Below are 17,350 nucleotides of genomic sequence, written 5' to 3' on the forward strand. Positions count from 1 at the left end.
GTCTCTGCAATTGCTTGGTTTAATAGACTAAATAATACGCAAAGGGTCTGTCATGAGAAAAATCTATCTATTTGACTGGGGAGATACCCTGATGAAGGATGACACCAGTCAATCTTTGCCAATGAAAGATTGGCCAAGTGTTCAAGCGGTTGAGGGTGCTAAAGAGGTACTGAGTAAACTGTCGGTGAGCACAGTGATCTATGTTGCTACCGGTTCAACCAAGGCAACGCCTGAAGACATGAAAGCGGCGTTTGAACGCGTGGATTTAGCGCAATATATTCGCGGTTATTTTTGTCCGCAACTTACGGGGTATTCAAAAGATAGCCCTGAATATTATCGAGCCATCGCTAAAACCCTTGAAGTGGATTGTCAGCAGCTCATGATGATTGGCGACAACTATCAAAAAGATATTCTGCCTAGCCGCTCAGCGGGGTTGGAAGCCGTCTGGTTTAACGACCAAGGCTTGCCGAAAAAGCCAGGGAAAATGGTGACGGCACTGACACAACTGATTTAACGAAATGTCCGTAAATTTTTATAAAGCCGTACTTACAATGTACGGCTTTTTTATTTGAACCACACATACTGTAATTTTTTTGCGTATTGATTTTGATAATGAATTTATGCCGGTCGATTGCCACTGATAGGGATGATATCGAGCAATATTTACAACTCGTTATTCCGATGCGTAAGGAGTGAGTATGCGTTTTTATCAAATTTTAATTTTAGTTGTATTGCAATCTGCTTCGTTTCTTTCATATGCGGAGATTCCAGTTGATACATCTATGAGTTCGAGTCAAATTGTAAATGTAAATCCTGGTGATGTTCGAGCCGAAATTCCATTTCGGGTAGATACTATCGATACCGTGCACCTTGAGGTGATTGTACCGATCGATAATGTCAGAATTCATGTGCTTGACCCTAACGGCGATGTAGTAATTAGCCATGGCCAATCTGGTATCTGGGATATTCCTGGTGAAGCAATTGAAGCCGGATTACCTGGCGCGCATTACTTTCTACCTGAGCTAAAAAAACCGCTGCTTGGTGACTGGCTGATTGTGGTTGAATTTCCATATATTGATTATAAAACAGCCATTATGGTCAATGTGTTCATGACATCGCCAGTGCAGTTGAGTCCAGCAATACCAAATGATCGATATATATTGGGTGAGTCAGTTACACTGGCTGCGCTATTAACAGTTGATGGTATCCCAATGCTTAACCAGTCTGTGGTGTTTGAAATGCAAATGCCAAGTGGGCAGCAAATCAAGTTACGAGGAATGGATAATGGTGAAGGGGCAGATGGTACCGTAGCTGATGGTGTTTACTCAGTTCTTTACTCTGAATTAACTGAGCTTGGTGAGTACCTGATTAAAGCAACAACAACTTTAACTTATGACAATCGTTTATTGACGCGGGAATTTTACAAAAGGATCACGGTGAATCGCCCGCAAATAGATGTGAAAAAGGTGACACTTTTTCCCGTACTTGGATACCGAGGATGCTTAGAAACGGTTCGAATTGAAACTGAAGTCGATGTGTTTGAAGCTGGAACTTACGCTATTACACAATATTTAATCGAAGGGGAGCGTAAGCTAAGATATGGCAATAGAGAGACATTGGTTGCAGGAAAAACTGTACTGAGTGTACAAGTTGAGCCACGAGAGTTATTTGCTGTCTTTGATAGAAAGAGTCGTTTATCTATTGGAACGCCGCGTATTACGCAAATATCTGAAAAGGGTTCGCCTAGAGCATCTGCTCGTAAATTTTATGCTCAGATCCTTGATTTATCTAATTATGAGCAGTGTCGAAAGCCCGTGGATTTTAATAATGACTTAGTGGTTGAAGAGGTGATGTCAGCGAATGGTCGTTACATCAGCGCCCTGAAATATCACTACACTGTCTATATTCAAAACCCTGACGTCTACATCACTACATTTCAAGTTAAATCAGCATCGACAAAAGAACTAGTGAAGTTCGTTACACTGAAAGAGCGCTACGTCGAAGGAGAGAATCAAGTAAGCTTTATAGTAGATGGTCGTTATTTTCAAAAAGTGGATGGTCCATACCTGATTGACTCTGTGGGTATCTACCCAGAAATTTATCAGGCGGGTGATGGGCGCCGCGGTCCAAATATGGGGCCAACAAAGGCTTATAAAAAAGAACAGTTTATGCCTTAGCTGGATGTTTCCGTCTAAGTCGAGGCGGTTGATTTTGAAAAACTGATTGGTTCCATCGAAAATTTGCTCACAGGGTGACCCTTGTGGGCTTTTTTGTATATTCAAATTTGTGTTTTCAATGCGAAGGTTAAATCAGGAAGAGATGATGAATCAAGGGCGCGAGAGGGGAGGAAAATTGGTGGGCTTTAAAACGGTGAACGGCCGCTTGGTAAGGGCGGCCGCTCGGAATATGCAAAAGGTACGCTTCTAATTGGTAAGATTAGATGCGAACGAAGTCCATGTGTTGAACTTTTGGCTTGAACGGGTGACGCTGAATATCTTGCGGCTTCACTTTCACTTCTTTGCCATCAACAACTAGGATGATGCCTTCGTAGAACGCAGGCTTGTCCATTTGGTTGATTACGTCGTCGTGGTTTAGTGCAATAGCAACAGGCGCTTCAGTACCACCGTAGATGATTGCAGGGAACTGATTCGCGTGACGCAGGCGGCGGCTCGCACCTTTACCCTGCTCGGTACGTAGGATTGCTTCAAATTTCATATCGAAACTCTCTTGAGGTTAATAACAGGATCAAGCTTAGCGACCCAGCCTGATCCAACAAAGGAGCGCGGATACTAGCATTTCATTGCCTTGGACGCAAGCATTCTGATCTTTGCTGAGCGCAGGCCATTACTGGGCTGCGCTCAAATCAATGTGCTCAAAAATTTTGCTGCGAATTTTCCAAAATCGACCCTGTTTGCGCGCAATGATAAAGGTAGGGCAACGCAGGCGATGCTGTGATTGAATTACTTTACTGGCCGCGGTTTCGGTAAAGGGACGATGATGGTCAATCAGATGTGGGCGAATAAATCGCTCAAGCATGAGCTGTTTTTGTTTTTTGCCAGAAAGGGGCCATACCTCTTTAATGGATGCGCCTTGATTATCTTGGTATTCAACCGTGAGTTGCGGTTTCCCTTCTTTGTTTTTTCCTGCATGCAGTAGCATTTCTGCACATTGCATCACCATGGCATCTTTTAAGGCCAGCGCCTCACGCAGTTTTTTATCAGGGTCTACTAAAATTGCATCGCACTGGTGGCAGCGGCGCGCCGCAATGTCATTATCTGCGCCGCACTCGTCGCAATATTTGGCGACAAAACGATAGCCGCAGGCTTCTCGCTCGCCGTCATCATCTTCAAAATAGCCCTGACATTGGCGGCCATAATGCTCAATCAGCATGCCTTGGCTGTCTAGTTTGCCCCAAAACTGATTGAAAAATCCGCAGGCAGGGCAAGGGACGCTTACTTGCTCGCTATCGCTACTGGGTTTGGGATTGTCGATATTAACTTGGTGCAGATCAAATTGGTTGCCTGCGTAATCAAGCACTAAACAGTCATTTTTATCCGGTGCAAGGCGCAGTCCGCGGCCAATGATTTGCTGATACAGCGCCACAGATTCTGTGGGTCTTAAAATGGCAATCAGATCAACATGCGGGGCATCAAATCCAGTGGTCAGGACGGAGACATTGACCAAATAGCGAATCCTTTTCGCTTTAAATGATTGAATGATCGCATCGCGCTCAGGACTGGGCGTATCACCAGTGATGAGGGCTGATTCAGCTCTGGGCAGCAGACCATAAATCTCTTTGGCATGGCTGACGGTGGCCGCGAAAATCATCACCCCTTGGCGCTGCTCACTTTGAAACAAAATATGCTCGACAATTTGCGGTGTGGCACGTTTGGACTCATCAAGGACGCGATCCAATTCTTGCTCGCGATAGTAACCCGCAGCCGTAGGCCGAAGCGCAGAAAAATCATAGCTCAGCGCAGGGGCATCAATCAGTGTGGCTGGTGCAAGGTAGCCTTCGTCAAGCAGATGATAGATGGGCAATTCAAAAATACAGTCGCGGAAAAAGCGCGGCTCGGTGGTTCGAACCTGACCTCGCGTGTGGTACTGATAAATCCAGCCAAGCCCTAAGCGATAAGGGGTGGCCGTGAGCCCCAGAACTTTGATGTTGGCATTGATCTGTTGCAGATGCTGAATGACACGCTGATAGCTGCTGTCATCTTGTTCTGAAACGCGATGACATTCATCGATAACCACCAATGAGAACGCTTGTTCAAATTGGTCGAGATTGCGCACCACAGATTGCACCGATGCAAAAACCACCTTGTCTTCGCTTTCTTTACGACCCAGTCCTGCGGCAAAAATACCAGCCTTGAGGCCATAGCCTTCATATTTTTCGTGGTTTTGCTCGACCAACTCTTTGACGTGCGCCAGCACCAAAACACGTCCACGGGCTAAGCGTGCGAGCTCAGCGATTACCAAGCTTTTACCGGCCCCTGTGGGGAGCACTGCAACTGCTGGGTGATGGTGACGGCGAAAATAGTGCAGCACCGCTTGCACGGCATCTTGTTGGTAATCACGAAGTTGGTACATGAATCAATAAAAATGAGCGATAAATTAGCAGGGGTTATAACAAGAAAAAGCACAGCAAGAAACTTTACGGGCAAGAAACCGAATGCATTTGATGCAAATGCTGCGAAGAAAAAGCGTCGCTGTAAAAGCTTTGATGAAAAATATGGATGTAAAAAACGCACGAGATGACTCGTGCGTTATCAGCGTTGATTCAGTGACACTATGTTAGAACACTGAGGCTAGAAGCTATTGTAAAAATTGATGCAAAAGTTAATGCAAAAATTTATGGACAGAACTTGTGCCAGAGTTTAAGCGAGCACTTCATCTGCGGCGTGGTGGGTGGTGTCTGTTTGCCCCATTTTCTTGCCCATAAGGCAGAATTGACGGCGAGCCACATAGCCGTGGCGCTCATAGAATCGACGTGCATCACCATTGCCAATATTGGTTTCAAGCAGCAATACACTGGCACCTTGTTGATGAATGAATCGCTCAATGCGCGGCAAAATATATTGGCCAATACCTTGGTTGCGCCACTCTTTGCGAAGGTAGAGTTGGTCCATATAAGCCACTTTTCCGCCGTGCTCAATGCTAAAGCTGTAGGCGATGGCCACATGACCCACGGTGATAAGACCGCGTGTTGGATCATCAATTTGGATCATCCAAATATGGCCTAATTGTGGGTTGGCTAGCAGGGCTTCGACGGCAGAGAAAGTACCTTCAGCGGTTTGTGCCATGACCTCATGGTCATAGAGTTCTTGAATTAGGGTTTTGAGAAGGGGAATGGCGGCTTCATCAGGCGCTTGCAACAGAATATTCATCATCATTCCTATATAAAAAGCTAAATCTGGGACGATACATGGATATAGATGCTTGAAAACTCAAAAGGTTGCATTCGATTTGCATTAATTTAAGTTTACCGATGATATTCCTGCTCGCCTCGCAGTGAGTAAGTTATAGGAGCTTGCGAGATGGCTTTCAAGGGAGGGGCTTCAGAAATGTAGACCCTGAGGCGAATTTTATTTTTCGCCAGCGCTAGCCGTCACATTTTGCATCGCTATAATGGCGCGCAAATGATAGATGAGAGAGAACTCATGCGATTGGATAAATTTTTGTGCGATACCCTTGGGGTCAGTCGTAAAGAAGCGGGGCGCATCATTCGCAGTGGTGATGTGGAGATTAACGGCGTTATCGTCAAACAAGCCGCAACCAAGGTGAGCAACGATGATGATATTTGCTGGGATGATCGTCCGCTGAGCCACCAAGGCGTGCGCTATTTTATGATGAACAAGCCACAGGGTGTGGTATGTGCCAATGAAGATGATCTCCACCCAACAGTCTTTACACTGATGGATGAAGTCAATCAGCACAAGATGCATACCGCAGGTCGTTTGGATGTGGATACCACAGGTTTATTGCTAATTACTGATGATGGTCAATGGTCGCATCGTATTACCTCGCCACGTCATCGCTGCCCGAAAACCTATTATGTTGAGCTTGCAGAGCCTTTGTGTGATGACGCTGTTGAGCGCTGCGCGCAGGGTATTTTGCTGCGCGGTGAAGAAGCGCCAACACAGCCTGCAACATTGGAAGTGCTGTCACCAACGCAAGCACTGATCACCATTGCGGAAGGGAAATACCATCAGGTGAAGCGTATGTTTGCTGCCTTGGGCAACAAAGTTGAAGCGCTGCATCGTGAACGTATTGGCGAGCTTGAACTCGATGAGATGCTCGAGCCGGGTGAGTATCGTCCATTAACCGAACAAGAAATCGCACTGTTTCTTGCCGAGTAGTTTTAATTTGTACAGTGCCACGATGACTGGAGTTGTAATATGACATCGGAGCGACGGCTCAGTGCTGGGCTGATTGTGATTCTTGGGGCCATTGCGGCATTAACCCCATTGGCCATTGATATGTATTTGCCTGCGATGCCAACCATCGCGCGCGATCTTATGGTCGATGAAAGTTTAGTGCAGGGCACGCTGTCTGTTTATGTGCTGGGCTTTGCTTTAGGTCAACTGATTCACGGTCCCATCTCTGATAGTTTCGGTCGACGTCCGGTGCTCTTGATTGGCGTATTAAGCTTTGCCATTGCCGCGACAGTCTGCGCCAGTAGCTCTCATATTCATGATTTAACGGTAATGCGTGCGGTGCAGGGTTTTGCCGGTGCAGCAGCTGCGGTTGTGATTCAAGCCATTGTGCGCGATCTCTTTGATCGTGAGCAGTTTGCTCGCACCATGTCCTTTGTCACCTTAGTGATGACGGTGGCGCCTTTATTGGCGCCGATGATGGGCGGGCATTTGGCGATTTGGTTTGGTTGGCGTGCGGTTTTTTGGTTCTTAGTGGTTTATGCAAGCTTGGTGCTGGTTGCTGTGGCGATTTTTTTGCCAGAGAGTTTGCCAAAATCCGAGCGCACCCCGCTTAGTTTTCGCGCCACTATGCGTAACTATATGACGCTGGTGACCAACCGTACGGCACTGGGGTTGATTCTATGTAGTGCATTCTCTTTTTCCTGCATGTTTGCCTTCTTAACGGCTGGCGCTTTTGTCTATATCGACCTTTATGGCGTAAGCACTGAGCATTTTGGCTATTTCTTTGCACTCAATGTTTGTGTGCTCATTGTGATGACCAGTATCAATAGCCATTTTGTTCGTAAAGTGGGTTCGCCAACTATGCTGCGTATTGGCTTATCACTGCAATTATTGGCAGGAATCTTACTGCTCCTAGGACAGTTATTTGATGGCGGATTATGGGCGTTGGCCTTACCCGTTGCACTTGCTGTTGGTGTGATTGCGATGATTGGTAGTAACTCCATGGCCTGCTTGCTTGGCAATTATCCACATATTGCAGGTACGGCTAGTTCTTGCGCGGGTACCATGCGCTTTGGTATGGGCGGCATTGCAGGGGCTATTTTGTCGCTGTTTTCGGTGCAAAGCCCATGGCCCATGGTGCTGGCGATGTTCCTATGCGCACTTCTAAGCATGCTGTGCTATTTGCTATTTGCGCGTAACGTCCAATAAATCATATTGGCCAAATAAAAGCCCTTTATTGGATGCATCAAGCATTGACACGGCAAAGAAAAAAAGAAGCCTTAGGGCTTCTTTTTTTCTTTGGCAAGTGGCGAGTCCGGTTGTTGATGGGGCGCGATGGGCGACGCTGTGTTTTGAACTGTGGGGGATTGTTTGCGCGTACGACACATAAGTCGCTTTGCTTTTTTGCAAATTTTTCGCACCAATCCTTTAAAGATAAAAAGGTGCGCCGGAAACATCGCATACCAATAAAGCAAGCCATAAATCCCTTTTGGGTGCCACCATGCGGTGACTTCGAGGCGATATCTTTGATGTGCAATGGGGGTGATGGTGAAATCAAGGCGCCCTAAACCTGGTCCCTTCATACCAAACAGCAAAGAGAGGTAACGCTTCGGCTCAAGGCCAATGACCTTCCACGTTTCAATGTATTCGCCGATCTTGAGCGCTTGCTTGCCTTCGTTTGCTTGTGGGCTTGGCAATTCGCTCGAAGCGCCCGCTAAGCGGTCAAGCCAGCTTCGAATGCGCCAAAGCCAATTGGCATAAAAATAATCCTGTTTGCGTCCAAAGGTGCGCAGAATTTGCCAAAGCGCTTGCGGCGGGAGGGCTGTATCGATGGCGGCACCTGCTTTTTTCGGATAATAACCAAAGCCACTTTGCCAGCGGTCAAGGGCATCTGGATCAAAGCCCCAGACGTCGCTGCGTACAAAGGCATCTTGCTTCGCCAGCGCATGATGGACAGCAGAGTCAAAATCGATGAGCTTTTGCGGATAACGATGTTCAATAGCGCGACTGTTGGCGTAGAGATCATGGGTGAGACCCGCTGCAAGCGCGCGGGCTATATTGTAGGGTACTGAGGTGACCAATCGCAGCCACCAAAGGGAAAATCGCAGCGGAATAAAGGGCATGGAATAAACCCGCGCCGGTTTACAAAAGAGCTGACAAAGTCGCTCAATTTGTTGGCGGTAGGTCATGCTCTCAGGGCCTGATACATCATAAATGGCATTTTGCGAAAAGTTATCTTGGCCAATGGCGATCAGATAAAACAGCAAGTTTTCAAGCGCAATAGGGGGCGAGACTGAGCTAATCCATTTTGGGGTGAGCAGTACAGGGAAGTGGTGGACTAAATCGCACATCACCTCAAAGGCCGCAGAGCCAGCACCAATGATAATTCCCGCGCGCACTTCAATCACCGGTAACAAGCCCTTGCGCAGGATTTCACCCGTTTGCGCGCGCGCCGCAAGGTGGGCCGATGCGTTGTCTGTGGGTTGCAGCGCGCCAAGATAGATAATATGTGACAGCTTGCCATGCGTAGCGGCATGGTTAAATGCCATCAGCGCACTACCCGCCATTTTTTGTTCGTAGTCAATAAAATCATGGCCGTGCGCCATGCCATGCACTAGAAAATAGCAAATATCCGCTTGGTTAAAGAGCGTCTGTTGCGAAGCTTCAATGGGTAAACTGAGATCAAGCCGCATCAAGGTGACGTTGTCATCTTTTGCCCAACATCTTTTCTCTAATACGCTCAGTTGCCTTGCGGCGGCAATGACATGAATGCCTTGAATCAGTAGGGCCGGAATGAGGTGATTGGCAATATAACCTGTGGCACCGATGATCAGTGCCGTTTGCTGGCCTTTTGGTGATTGAAAAGAGTGCTTGGGCATGGTCCATTGCATTGCTGTGTGATTTCTTTAACGTTAGCTGTAAATGATTCAGATTTCGTGTTTTTTCTGTCTCAGCTTCGATTCGAAATGGCGATATTTCAAGCAACTGAAAGCATATTCAACTGTGAAATTGACACAACGCATCAATATCTGTGATCTAGCATAAAAAAACTTTGCCAAAGCAGCGCATTAAGGTACATTGCCATGCGTTATTTAAGCCTTATTTTTACCCAGCCAAATTGCGATAAATCGGATTTATGAAGTTACAACTGACTGATATTTTTAAAGGATATCAAGATGGCACTGAGTTCCATCCTGTATTACAGGGGGCTGAGATGACGCTTGAGACTGGCAGTCAGATTGCATTAATGGGTGAAAGCGGCTCAGGCAAGAGTACCTTACTTAACTTGATCGCAGGCTTGGACGATCTCGACGAAGGGGAAATCTGGTTTGATGAAACGCCGGTTCATAAAATGAAGCCGGGCGCGCGAACTAAATTTCGTCGCCAACATATCGGGATTGTTTTTCAGCAATATAATTTGCTGCCTACCATTACCATCGCAGATAACATTCGTTTCTGCCGCCAGCTAAATAACCTGCCGGAAAATCCTAAATTGTGGCGTCAAATCGTCACTGCGCTTGATCTCATGTCATTGCTCAATCGTTATCCTGAAGAAGTGTCAGGCGGTCAGCAGCAACGCACGGCGATTGCGCGCGCACTTTATATGGAACCGAAATTACTGCTCGCCGATGAGCCAACGGGAAGTCTTGATGAACGCAACGCAGAAGCGGTCATGCGTTTGTTAACGAGCTTAACACGCGAGCAAAATTGCAGTTTGCTGTTGGTAACCCACAGTGAGCAAGTGGCGGCGCATCTTTCTGGTAAAGTCAAAATTCAAGGGGGGCTGCTTCATGTTCAGCCCCGTCGTTAAGGCATTATTTGCTCACTATCGTAAGCACCCATTACAAATTTTATTCGTTTGGCTTGGCCTGACACTGGGCATTGCGCTTTTTGTCGGTGTACTCTCGATCAATGAGCATGCCCGCCAAAGCTATCGCGAAGGCGAGCGTATGTTCGCAAGTCCATATCCTTTGCGAATCATGCATAGTCAAAAAGGTCTCTCTGTGCCTGAGGCCTTTTACATTAATCTACGCCGTCATGGCTTTACGGAATGTACGCCCATTGATGTGATCCGCGTAGAGACCTCGAGTTACCGAGATATGAACCTATTTGGGGTCGATCCGGTGGCGATGCTCTCGCACGGCATGCTTGAGCAGCAGCAAGAATTGATGTTGGCGCTGATGAAAGCGCCATATCCAATTTTGGTTGGCCGCAGCACCGCTGATTACATGGGCTTTTTCAACGGCCAGCGTTTGCATTTATCCGATGGTAAAGAGATCGGTCCAATTAAAGTGGTGTCCGATGAGCTGGTGGGCGGCCCACGGATGCTTGCCGATTTGGCGATGATTCGACAGCTGCGTCCTTCAGCTGGCTTTGATTACATTGCCTGTAGTGCCATGAGTCATGAAGAAGAAGCGCGCCTCGTAAAATTGCTGCCTTCATTATTGGTACTTGATCGCGAAGATACCACTGAGCTAGAACCGTTAACGGAAGCATTTCACCTCAATCTATACGCCATGGGGCTTTTGGCCTTTGTGGTGGGCTTGTTTATTTTCTATCAGGCTATCAACCTATCGCTTACTCAGCGCCAGCTAATGGCCGGTCAGCTGCGCCAATTGGGTGTTTCTGTGAGTCAGCTTTGCTATTCATTGGTGCTTGAGCTACTCAGTTGGGTCTTTTTAGGCTGGCTAGGCGGTAATTTAGCGGGTATGGCCTTAGCGCGGCGTTTGTTGCCATCCATGGCTGAAACCTTGAGCGAATTTTACGGTACCAATATCAGCCTGAGTTTGAGCTGGCAGTGGCAGTGGGGCGCATATAGTTTTGCGCTTGCTGTCTTTGGTGTGCTGCTGGCAAGCTTTTTCCCCATTATGCGTTTGCTGCGCACGCCAGCGCGTTATCTTTCATCGCGTTTGACACTGGCACGATTTACCAACCGTGAATATGCATGGCAAGCTGTGTGCGGTGTATTGTTGCTCAATTTAGGTTTTGTGTTTTATCACAGCCCACAATCACAGCCCATGGGCTTTATGATCATTGCGCTCATTCTTATTGGTGCTGGCTTGCTGATGCCTTGGTTTGTTTGGTGGCTGTTCCACTTTATTTCCAATCGCAGTCGCCGTGTAAAAGTGCGTTGGTTCTTTAATGATGCGGCTGTCAGTTTAAGTTACCGCGGCGTAGCAGCGATGGCCTTTATGTTGGCGCTGGCGTCCAATATTGGTATGGCAACGACTGTGGGTAGTTTTCGCGCCACCACTGAATCTTGGTTAGAGCAGCGCTTAGCTGCCGATGTTTATATTCAACCGCCAGCACGCTTAGAGCGCCGAATCGCTGACTGGCTCAATCGACAAGATGAAGTGCAATCGATCTGGTGGCAGCTGCGCAAGGAGCTGCGCTCGTCGAAAGGGATCATGCAGGTGATGAGCACGGGTGATAGCGAAGGCGAGAAAAATGCCATGGCGATTAAAACGGCTGAGCCTGATTATTGGCAGCGTTTGCACCATGAAAATAGTGTGCTCGTCAGTGAATCCTTAGCGCTGCGCATGGGCTGGGAGCTTGGCACGGATATCGTTTTGCCAAATCTTCCGGAGCGGCATTGGACTGTGGTTGGGATCTATTATGACTACGGTAATCCTCATGGTCAGCTGACCATGTCCCATCATAATTGGCTCGCGCTATGGCCCATCGGTGGGGAAGTGGCTTTGGCTGTGCACCTGAAACCGGGTAAATCGAGCAAACCACTGATCAGTCGATTAAGTAATATTTTCCGGTTACAACCAGAGCGGGTACAAAACAATAGTCGCATTCAGCAGCAGGCTATGGGGGTGTTTGACCGCACCTTTATGGTCACCGATGCGCTGGGTAAACTGACCTTAGTGATTGCGGTATTTGGCCTCTTTTTTGCGACTACAGCGGCTGAGATTTCGCGCCAACGTCATGTCGCGTTGATGCGCTGTATGGGGGTTTCCGCACGTGAAATCCTATGCTTGGGTGTTGGCCAGCTGATGGTAATTGGTTTGATTAGCGCTCTGATTGCGCTACCGCTCGGGATTTTGCTGTCTAAGTTACTCATCGAAGTGGTGCTTAAATATGCCTTTGGCTGGACCATGCCAATGGCGCTTTTCCCCATGGATTATCTACATATTATCTTTAGTGCACTGTTCGCATTGATGGTGGCTGGAATTTGGCCGGTTTGGCGATTAACACAGCGCTCTGCGGTGACTGGTTTGCGAGAGTCTTTGTAATGCGTGTTTTTATTGCCTTGATATTGTCTTTCTGTTTGGTCGGCTGCTTTGATGAAGAGCCAAAATCGGCGTTGCAGCTACTGAAAATCCAAACCCAAATGAGTACGCCAACGGGCAATTTTGAGCAGCCAAGTGCCGATCGCCCAGTACAGCTGCCCTTTGACCACGGCCCGCATTTTGACTATCGCCATGAATGGTGGAGCTTGCATGCCAATTTAGTCGATGAGCAGGGCAACCATTATGGTTTGCGTTGGCTGTTGCTTCGCTACAACCTCAATGACAGCCAGAAAAAAGGCTGGGCCACACCCCATCTCTATATTTCTCATTTCATCTTAACCGATGAGGATGAAATGGTCGCGTTTGAGCGTTTTGCTCGTGGCGGCATTGGTCAAAGCGGCAGCTTACGCTCGCCCTTTACCCTTTGGATTGATGATTGGCAGTGGCAAGGTGAAGATGAAATGCCTTTGCCTGCTACGTTGAATTTAAAAGAGAAGCAATATCAGCTGTCTCTTGAGATGGATAAGGCTCCATTTTGGGTCGCTTTTGGCGATCACGGCTATATGCAAACTGACCCGCAGGCGGGCCATCATATCTATTGGGTTGGCGCGCCGAAGGTGCATATTCAAGGTCAGCTGAAAGAGGGTAATAAGACCTTCACCTTGACTGGGATGGGATGGTTTGACCACCAGTGGAGCAGCAATAAATTTAATGATAAGCAGCTGAATTGGGAGCGATTCTCACTGCACTTGAGTGATGGTCGCGAGCTGCTTATTGCACGTTTGCGCGATAATATTGGACGTACCAAACATCAGTTCGGCTTTTTAATTGAGCCTAATGGTAAGCAGATTGCGCTCAATAAAGGAGATTTTCAGCTTAAAGCGGAAGGTATTGGTGTCGCGGGTGTTGGAAAGCGTTTGCCACTGATTTGGCGAATTCGAGTGCCTGAGTACCAAATCGATATTCGCACGGATCCGCTCCATGATCGTCAATGGTCTCACTTTTCTATTCCATTTTGGGATGGCCCAGTTTTTGTCACTGGCTCTCATACCGGTAAAGGCTTTATGGAATTGACGGGGTATTAGGATGCAAACAAATCAGACTATATTGGCCGCGCTTATTGCTGACCGCCGTCATCTCCACCAACACGCAGAATTGGGTTGGTGTGAGTTTTACACCACCGCATATCTTGCATCGCAGCTGGCTCCTTTGGGAGGCCAGCTGTTTTTTTCTCAGCATGTCATTGCCAAATCGCAAGTGATGGGACGCGATTTATCCGATGTGATAGCAGCAAAAGCGCAGGCGAAAGCTTGGGGCGCCGCGAAACATTGGCTCGATAAAATCGGTGATTATCCAGGCTTGATGGTGCAATTTGATGGTTGTTCGCCAGGGCCTGTATTGGCGCTGCGTTTTGATATGGATGCCGTGGCGGTGAGCGAATCGCAAGCCGCCGAGCATGCGCCGACTGCGCAGTTATTTGCGAGTAAAAATGAGCGTGCCATGCATGCCTGTGGCCATGATGGACATATGGCTATCGGTCTTGGCTTAGCGCGCTATATCGCAAGTTTGCAGCGGCAGTTTCAGGGCCAGATTAAATTGCTTTTTCAGCCTGCAGAAGAGGGCTGTCGCGGCGCAAAAGCGATGGCTGAAAGTGGTATTTTAGATGATGTGGATTATTTCCTCAGTGGTCATCTAGGGCTGGGTTTGCCCTCAAACGCCATTGCGATGACGCCGACTCATCTATTTGCTACGACTAAATTTGATATTCAATTATTTGGCCAAGCGGCGCATGCCGGCGCATCGCCTGAGTTAGGTCATAATGCATTGGCTGCGGCTTGTCAGGCTGTGAATCAAATGATGGCGATTGCGCCGCATGGACAAGGGGTCACGCGCTTAAACATTGGCACCATTAAAGCGGGAAGTGGTCGTAATGTGATTGCTGATTATGCGCTTTTACAAGGTGAAACGCGTGGTGAAACATTGGCGCTTAATCAATATATGATGCAGCGTGTAGCGCAGATCCTCAGTGGCATTCACCTTGCCTATAACGTGACAACGCAGCTAGATATCATGGGTGAAGCTAGCGATGTCGTGCAAAGTGAAGCACTCGCCCAGCAGCTATCACCCTTTGCCCGTCAGCATTTTTCGCAAGTCTTGATGGCATATCCTTTTGGTGCCAGTGAAGATGTGAGTCATTTGATGGCGCGCGTTCAGCAATGCGGTGGACAGGCTCTGTATCTTTTATTTGGTGCGGATTTACAAGCAGGGCACCATCAATCTCGTTTTGATTTTGACGAGGGGACTTTGCACCAAGCGCTTTCGTTTTATATCGATGCGATAGGGCAACTTCTGGCGATAAAGAATTGATAGATAAAAATTCATTGCGTACACGCAATGAATACGCATCAGTGAATAACCCATTTTTATCCATATTAGGCGCTAAAAACGAGATAGTTTTTGTGTGCTAAATGATGACGAATTGATGGTTAATTAACCGTTTTGTGAATAGCGCACATTGCTACGCAAGCGCCAATGTAACAGGCAAAAGTAATGGGATCTTCTGCGCTATTTTGAATTTATTCGCAAGCTGTCCAAGGGCGGGCTAGGTATTCTTTATGTTGTCATGATTGTATTGATAACAAAGCGTTAAGATGTACTGAAAGGGAATTTCCTTGTCCTATAACCCCATTGTTATTTGTGATGACTCCGCCACAGCGCGTCGAGCTCTCGCATCTCAACTTCCTAGCGAAGTTCAAGAGCAAATTTTATTTGCCAAAAATGGCAAACAAGCCTTGGACTATCTCAATCAACATCATGTCGAGGTGATGTTCTTAGACTTAACCATGCCAGAAATGGATGGTTTTGATGTGCTCTCACTCATGTGTCAAGGTGACTACGATACCAAGGTGGTGGTGGTTTCAGGGGATGTGCAGCGTGAAGCCGTCGACCGCTGTATGGCGCTGGGCGCTTTTGAATTTATTAAAAAGCCTTTTGCTCATGATGAGCTCGAGCAAGTTTTGATCCGCCTTGGCATGCGCGCTGTGCATGATCCTTTTCAAGTCTCTATCTCTTCTGAAGCCAAAGATGATGAAAGTAGTGATGCCATCTCTGCCTTTCGTGAAGTCGTGAATATCGCCATGGGCAAAGGGGCTGCGATTATCTCCGATCATTTTGGCCAATATATTCGCATGCCACTTCCATGCGTCGGAATGTTGGATGCGGCCAGTCTGCAAATGGCTATCGAAGATATTCGTCAACGTAGCGACTCGATTGCCATTGGCCAGCGTTTTGTTGGTGGTGGGATCCATGGTGAAGCATTGGTTTGTATGCGTGGTAAAGGGATCGAGGCCTTTAAAAGTTTAATGGGTTATGACGATGCCATGAGCAACCATGCTGAGCTAAATATCGATGTGGCGACCGTATTGGTCTCCGCATTTTTAATTTCGCTTGCAGAGCAGATTGATGTGCCTTTTTCCTTGAGACAGCCTGTCGTGCTTGACACTCGAACCGGTTGGGGCGGTTTATCGACGCAAATCATGCAATGCACACCGCAGTTTTTTACCATTGAATATACCTACAGCGCCGAGAGCACGGATCTTGCCTTTGAGGTACTGCTATTGATGGAGCCCAATGCATTGGATGTCATTGAACAGGTGATGGTGAGCGCATGAATCAAAAACTAGCGGAAAATATTGCTGAGTTTCACTGGGCATTGCAGGTTATGGATACCATGGATGCCGGTTTGGTGGTGCTAGATTTAGAACATCGCGTATGTGCGTGGAATACCTTTATGCAAGCCTATAGCGGTATTGCAAGCGTTGATGTAATGGGGCGTAACCTTTTTGATGTGGTGCCTAATCTGCCAACGCGCTGGCTCAAGCGAAAATTAGAAGCAAGCTTAAGATTGAAGACACGCACCTTTAGTTGCTGGGAAGATCGTCCCTATATCTTTAAGTTTAATAACTTCAGTCCTGTGTCTGCGGGCATGGCGACCATGTTCCAAAATGTCACCATTACGCCGCTTAAATCTTTAAATGGTGAGTACAACTATCTTTGCGTGATCATCAATGATGTCTCTGATATCGCCAAGAGCAAACTAAGCCTGCGCGCATCCAATGAGAAATTATCACATTTAAGCCGTACCGATCGCTTAACGGCCTTGTTTAATCGGGGGTACTGGGAGCAGCAGCTGCAAGAGGAGTTCATTTGTACGCGTCAGCGTGGTGGTACTGCCTCTTTGGTGATGTTTGACATTGACCATTTTAAAAAGGTGAATGATGAACATGGCCATTTAGCGGGGGATCAAGTCTTGCGTGAGATGAGTCAATTGCTACTTCAAACTAAGCGGCAAAGTGATATCGCCGGGCGATACGGCGGTGAGGAATTTGGTGTTATTTTACCGAATACATCAGCAGACATGGCGCTCTATTTTACTGAGCGAATTCGCCAGCGGGTTGCCGATAACGCTGTGAATACTGAGCAGGCGGAAATTGCATGCACGATCAGTCTTGGGGTGTGTGAATGGTCTGAGTCACTTGGCGATCACAGCCAGTGGATTGCATTGGCCGATCAGGCGCTTTATCACGCTAAAAATACTGGGCGGAATCGTACCTGCGTTTATAACCATGCCATGCAGCAGCCACAAGCTGCCCCTTAATAGGCGATAGCAACAAAAAAGGACTGCAAGTGCAGTCCTTTTTTATTTGTCGAAATCGTTGCGACTTGGCAAATTGT

Annotated in this window: 15 protein-coding genes; 11 read left to right on the plus strand and 4 right to left on the minus strand. The window is 47.4% G+C overall.

The window, feature by feature from the left end; genetic code table 11:
- Positions 1-52 precede the first annotated feature (52 nt).
- Positions 53-514 carry an HAD family hydrolase gene (locus L9P36_RS06130; RefSeq protein ID WP_237465799.1) on the plus strand — a complete coding sequence of 154 codons (462 nt, stop codon included), beginning with the start codon at positions 53-55 and terminating at the stop codon, positions 512-514.
- Positions 515-698: 184 nt separating this feature from the next.
- The gene (locus tag L9P36_RS06135; RefSeq protein WP_237465800.1) at positions 699-2,177 is read left to right on the plus strand and encodes a hypothetical protein; all 1,479 of its coding nucleotides are present in this window, start codon (positions 699-701) and stop codon (positions 2,175-2,177) included.
- Between the two features lie 259 nt (positions 2,178-2,436).
- Here the strand turns inward: L9P36_RS06135 and rplY are convergent, their stop codons facing one another.
- Both rplY and radD read right to left on the minus strand, forming a co-directional pair.
- Positions 2,437-2,715, minus strand: a complete 279-nt coding sequence (gene rplY / locus L9P36_RS06140; protein WP_237465801.1) for a 50S ribosomal protein L25 — start codon at positions 2,713-2,715, stop codon at positions 2,437-2,439.
- A 129-nt stretch (positions 2,716-2,844) separates the two neighbouring features.
- A complete protein-coding gene (radD, locus tag L9P36_RS06145; protein WP_237465802.1) occupies positions 2,845-4,590 on the minus strand; it encodes a DNA repair helicase RadD in 1,746 nt (581 codons plus the stop codon).
- Positions 4,591-4,602: 12 nt separating this feature from the next.
- Between radD and L9P36_RS06150 the strand changes: the two genes are divergently transcribed.
- Positions 4,603-4,758, plus strand: a complete 156-nt coding sequence (locus L9P36_RS06150; RefSeq protein ID WP_237465803.1) for a hypothetical protein — start codon at positions 4,603-4,605, stop codon at positions 4,756-4,758.
- Between the two features lie 119 nt (positions 4,759-4,877).
- Here the strand turns inward: L9P36_RS06150 and L9P36_RS06155 are convergent, their stop codons facing one another.
- A complete protein-coding gene (locus L9P36_RS06155) occupies positions 4,878-5,387 on the minus strand; it encodes a GNAT family N-acetyltransferase (RefSeq protein ID WP_237465804.1) in 510 nt (169 codons plus the stop codon).
- Positions 5,388-5,660: 273 nt separating this feature from the next.
- Here L9P36_RS06155 and rsuA point away from each other — a divergent pair, with 273 nt between their 5' ends.
- Both rsuA and L9P36_RS06165 read left to right on the plus strand, forming a co-directional pair.
- Positions 5,661-6,359 carry a 16S rRNA pseudouridine(516) synthase RsuA gene (gene rsuA / locus L9P36_RS06160; RefSeq protein ID WP_237465805.1) on the plus strand — a complete coding sequence of 233 codons (699 nt, stop codon included), beginning with the start codon at positions 5,661-5,663 and terminating at the stop codon, positions 6,357-6,359.
- A 39-nt stretch (positions 6,360-6,398) separates the two neighbouring features.
- On the plus strand, positions 6,399-7,586 hold the full coding sequence (locus tag L9P36_RS06165; protein WP_237465806.1) for a Bcr/CflA family multidrug efflux MFS transporter: 1,188 nt from the start codon (positions 6,399-6,401) through the stop codon (positions 7,584-7,586).
- 71 nt (positions 7,587-7,657) lie between these two features.
- Here L9P36_RS06165 and L9P36_RS06170 read toward each other — a convergent pair whose 3' ends face one another.
- Complete coding sequence (locus tag L9P36_RS06170; RefSeq protein ID WP_237465807.1) at positions 7,658-9,256, minus strand: DUF2867 domain-containing protein; 1,599 nt, start codon at positions 9,254-9,256, stop codon at positions 7,658-7,660.
- Positions 9,257-9,513: 257 nt separating this feature from the next.
- Here L9P36_RS06170 and L9P36_RS06175 point away from each other — a divergent pair, with 257 nt between their 5' ends.
- From L9P36_RS06175 to L9P36_RS06200, 6 genes are all read left to right on the plus strand, one after another.
- Positions 9,514-10,188 carry an ABC transporter ATP-binding protein gene (locus tag L9P36_RS06175; protein ID WP_237465808.1) on the plus strand — a complete coding sequence of 225 codons (675 nt, stop codon included), beginning with the start codon at positions 9,514-9,516 and terminating at the stop codon, positions 10,186-10,188.
- Positions 10,169-12,619, plus strand: a complete 2,451-nt coding sequence (locus L9P36_RS06180) for an ABC transporter permease (RefSeq protein ID WP_237465809.1) — start codon at positions 10,169-10,171, stop codon at positions 12,617-12,619. Before L9P36_RS06175 ends, L9P36_RS06180 begins: the two co-directional genes overlap by 20 nt.
- Positions 12,619-13,701 (plus strand): lipocalin-like domain-containing protein, encoded by a 1,083-nt coding sequence (locus L9P36_RS06185; RefSeq protein WP_237465810.1) that lies wholly within the window; start codon positions 12,619-12,621, stop codon positions 13,699-13,701. Before L9P36_RS06180 ends, L9P36_RS06185 begins: the two co-directional genes overlap by 1 nt.
- A 1-nt stretch (position 13,702) precedes the next feature.
- Positions 13,703-14,983: an amidohydrolase gene (locus L9P36_RS06190; RefSeq protein ID WP_237465811.1), complete on the plus strand. Its 1,281-nt coding sequence runs from the start codon at positions 13,703-13,705 to the stop codon at positions 14,981-14,983.
- 305 nt (positions 14,984-15,288) lie between these two features.
- Positions 15,289-16,287 (plus strand): response regulator, encoded by a 999-nt coding sequence (locus L9P36_RS06195; RefSeq protein ID WP_237465812.1) that lies wholly within the window; start codon positions 15,289-15,291, stop codon positions 16,285-16,287.
- A complete protein-coding gene (locus tag L9P36_RS06200) occupies positions 16,284-17,273 on the plus strand; it encodes a sensor domain-containing diguanylate cyclase (RefSeq protein WP_237465813.1) in 990 nt (329 codons plus the stop codon). The genes L9P36_RS06195 and L9P36_RS06200 overlap by 4 nt, the downstream gene beginning before the upstream one ends.
- Positions 17,274-17,350: the final 77 nt, after the last annotated feature.

It is taken from the genome of Vibrio stylophorae (assembly GCF_921293875.1).
Taxonomy (GTDB): Bacteria; Pseudomonadota; Gammaproteobacteria; order Enterobacterales; family Vibrionaceae; genus Vibrio_A; species Vibrio_A stylophorae.

Bases quoted from the DNA above. Each gene is read 5' to 3' on its own strand.
- L9P36_RS06150 (WP_237465803.1), top strand. From the start codon at position 4,603: ATGAGCGATAAATTAGCAGGGGTTATAACAAGAAAAAGCACAGCAAGA.
- L9P36_RS06165 (WP_237465806.1), top strand. From the start codon at position 6,399: ATGACATCGGAGCGACGGCTCAGTGCTGGGCTGATTGTGATTCTTGGG.
- radD (WP_237465802.1), bottom strand. From the start codon at position 4,590: ATGTACCAACTTCGTGATTACCAACAAGATGCCGTGCAAGCGGTGCTG.
- rplY (WP_237465801.1), bottom strand. From the start codon at position 2,715: ATGAAATTTGAAGCAATCCTACGTACCGAGCAGGGTAAAGGTGCGAGC.
- L9P36_RS06200 (WP_237465813.1), top strand. From the start codon at position 16,284: ATGAATCAAAAACTAGCGGAAAATATTGCTGAGTTTCACTGGGCATTG.
- L9P36_RS06155 (WP_237465804.1), bottom strand. From the start codon at position 5,387: ATGAATATTCTGTTGCAAGCGCCTGATGAAGCCGCCATTCCCCTTCTC.
- L9P36_RS06180 (WP_237465809.1), top strand. From the start codon at position 10,169: ATGTTCAGCCCCGTCGTTAAGGCATTATTTGCTCACTATCGTAAGCAC.
- L9P36_RS06175 (WP_237465808.1), top strand. From the start codon at position 9,514: ATGAAGTTACAACTGACTGATATTTTTAAAGGATATCAAGATGGCACT.
- rsuA (WP_237465805.1), top strand. From the start codon at position 5,661: ATGCGATTGGATAAATTTTTGTGCGATACCCTTGGGGTCAGTCGTAAA.
- L9P36_RS06135 (WP_237465800.1), top strand. From the start codon at position 699: ATGCGTTTTTATCAAATTTTAATTTTAGTTGTATTGCAATCTGCTTCG.
- L9P36_RS06170 (WP_237465807.1), bottom strand. From the start codon at position 9,256: ATGCCCAAGCACTCTTTTCAATCACCAAAAGGCCAGCAAACGGCACTG.
- L9P36_RS06130 (WP_237465799.1), top strand. From the start codon at position 53: ATGAGAAAAATCTATCTATTTGACTGGGGAGATACCCTGATGAAGGAT.
- L9P36_RS06185 (WP_237465810.1), top strand. From the start codon at position 12,619: ATGCGTGTTTTTATTGCCTTGATATTGTCTTTCTGTTTGGTCGGCTGC.
- L9P36_RS06190 (WP_237465811.1), top strand. From the start codon at position 13,703: ATGCAAACAAATCAGACTATATTGGCCGCGCTTATTGCTGACCGCCGT.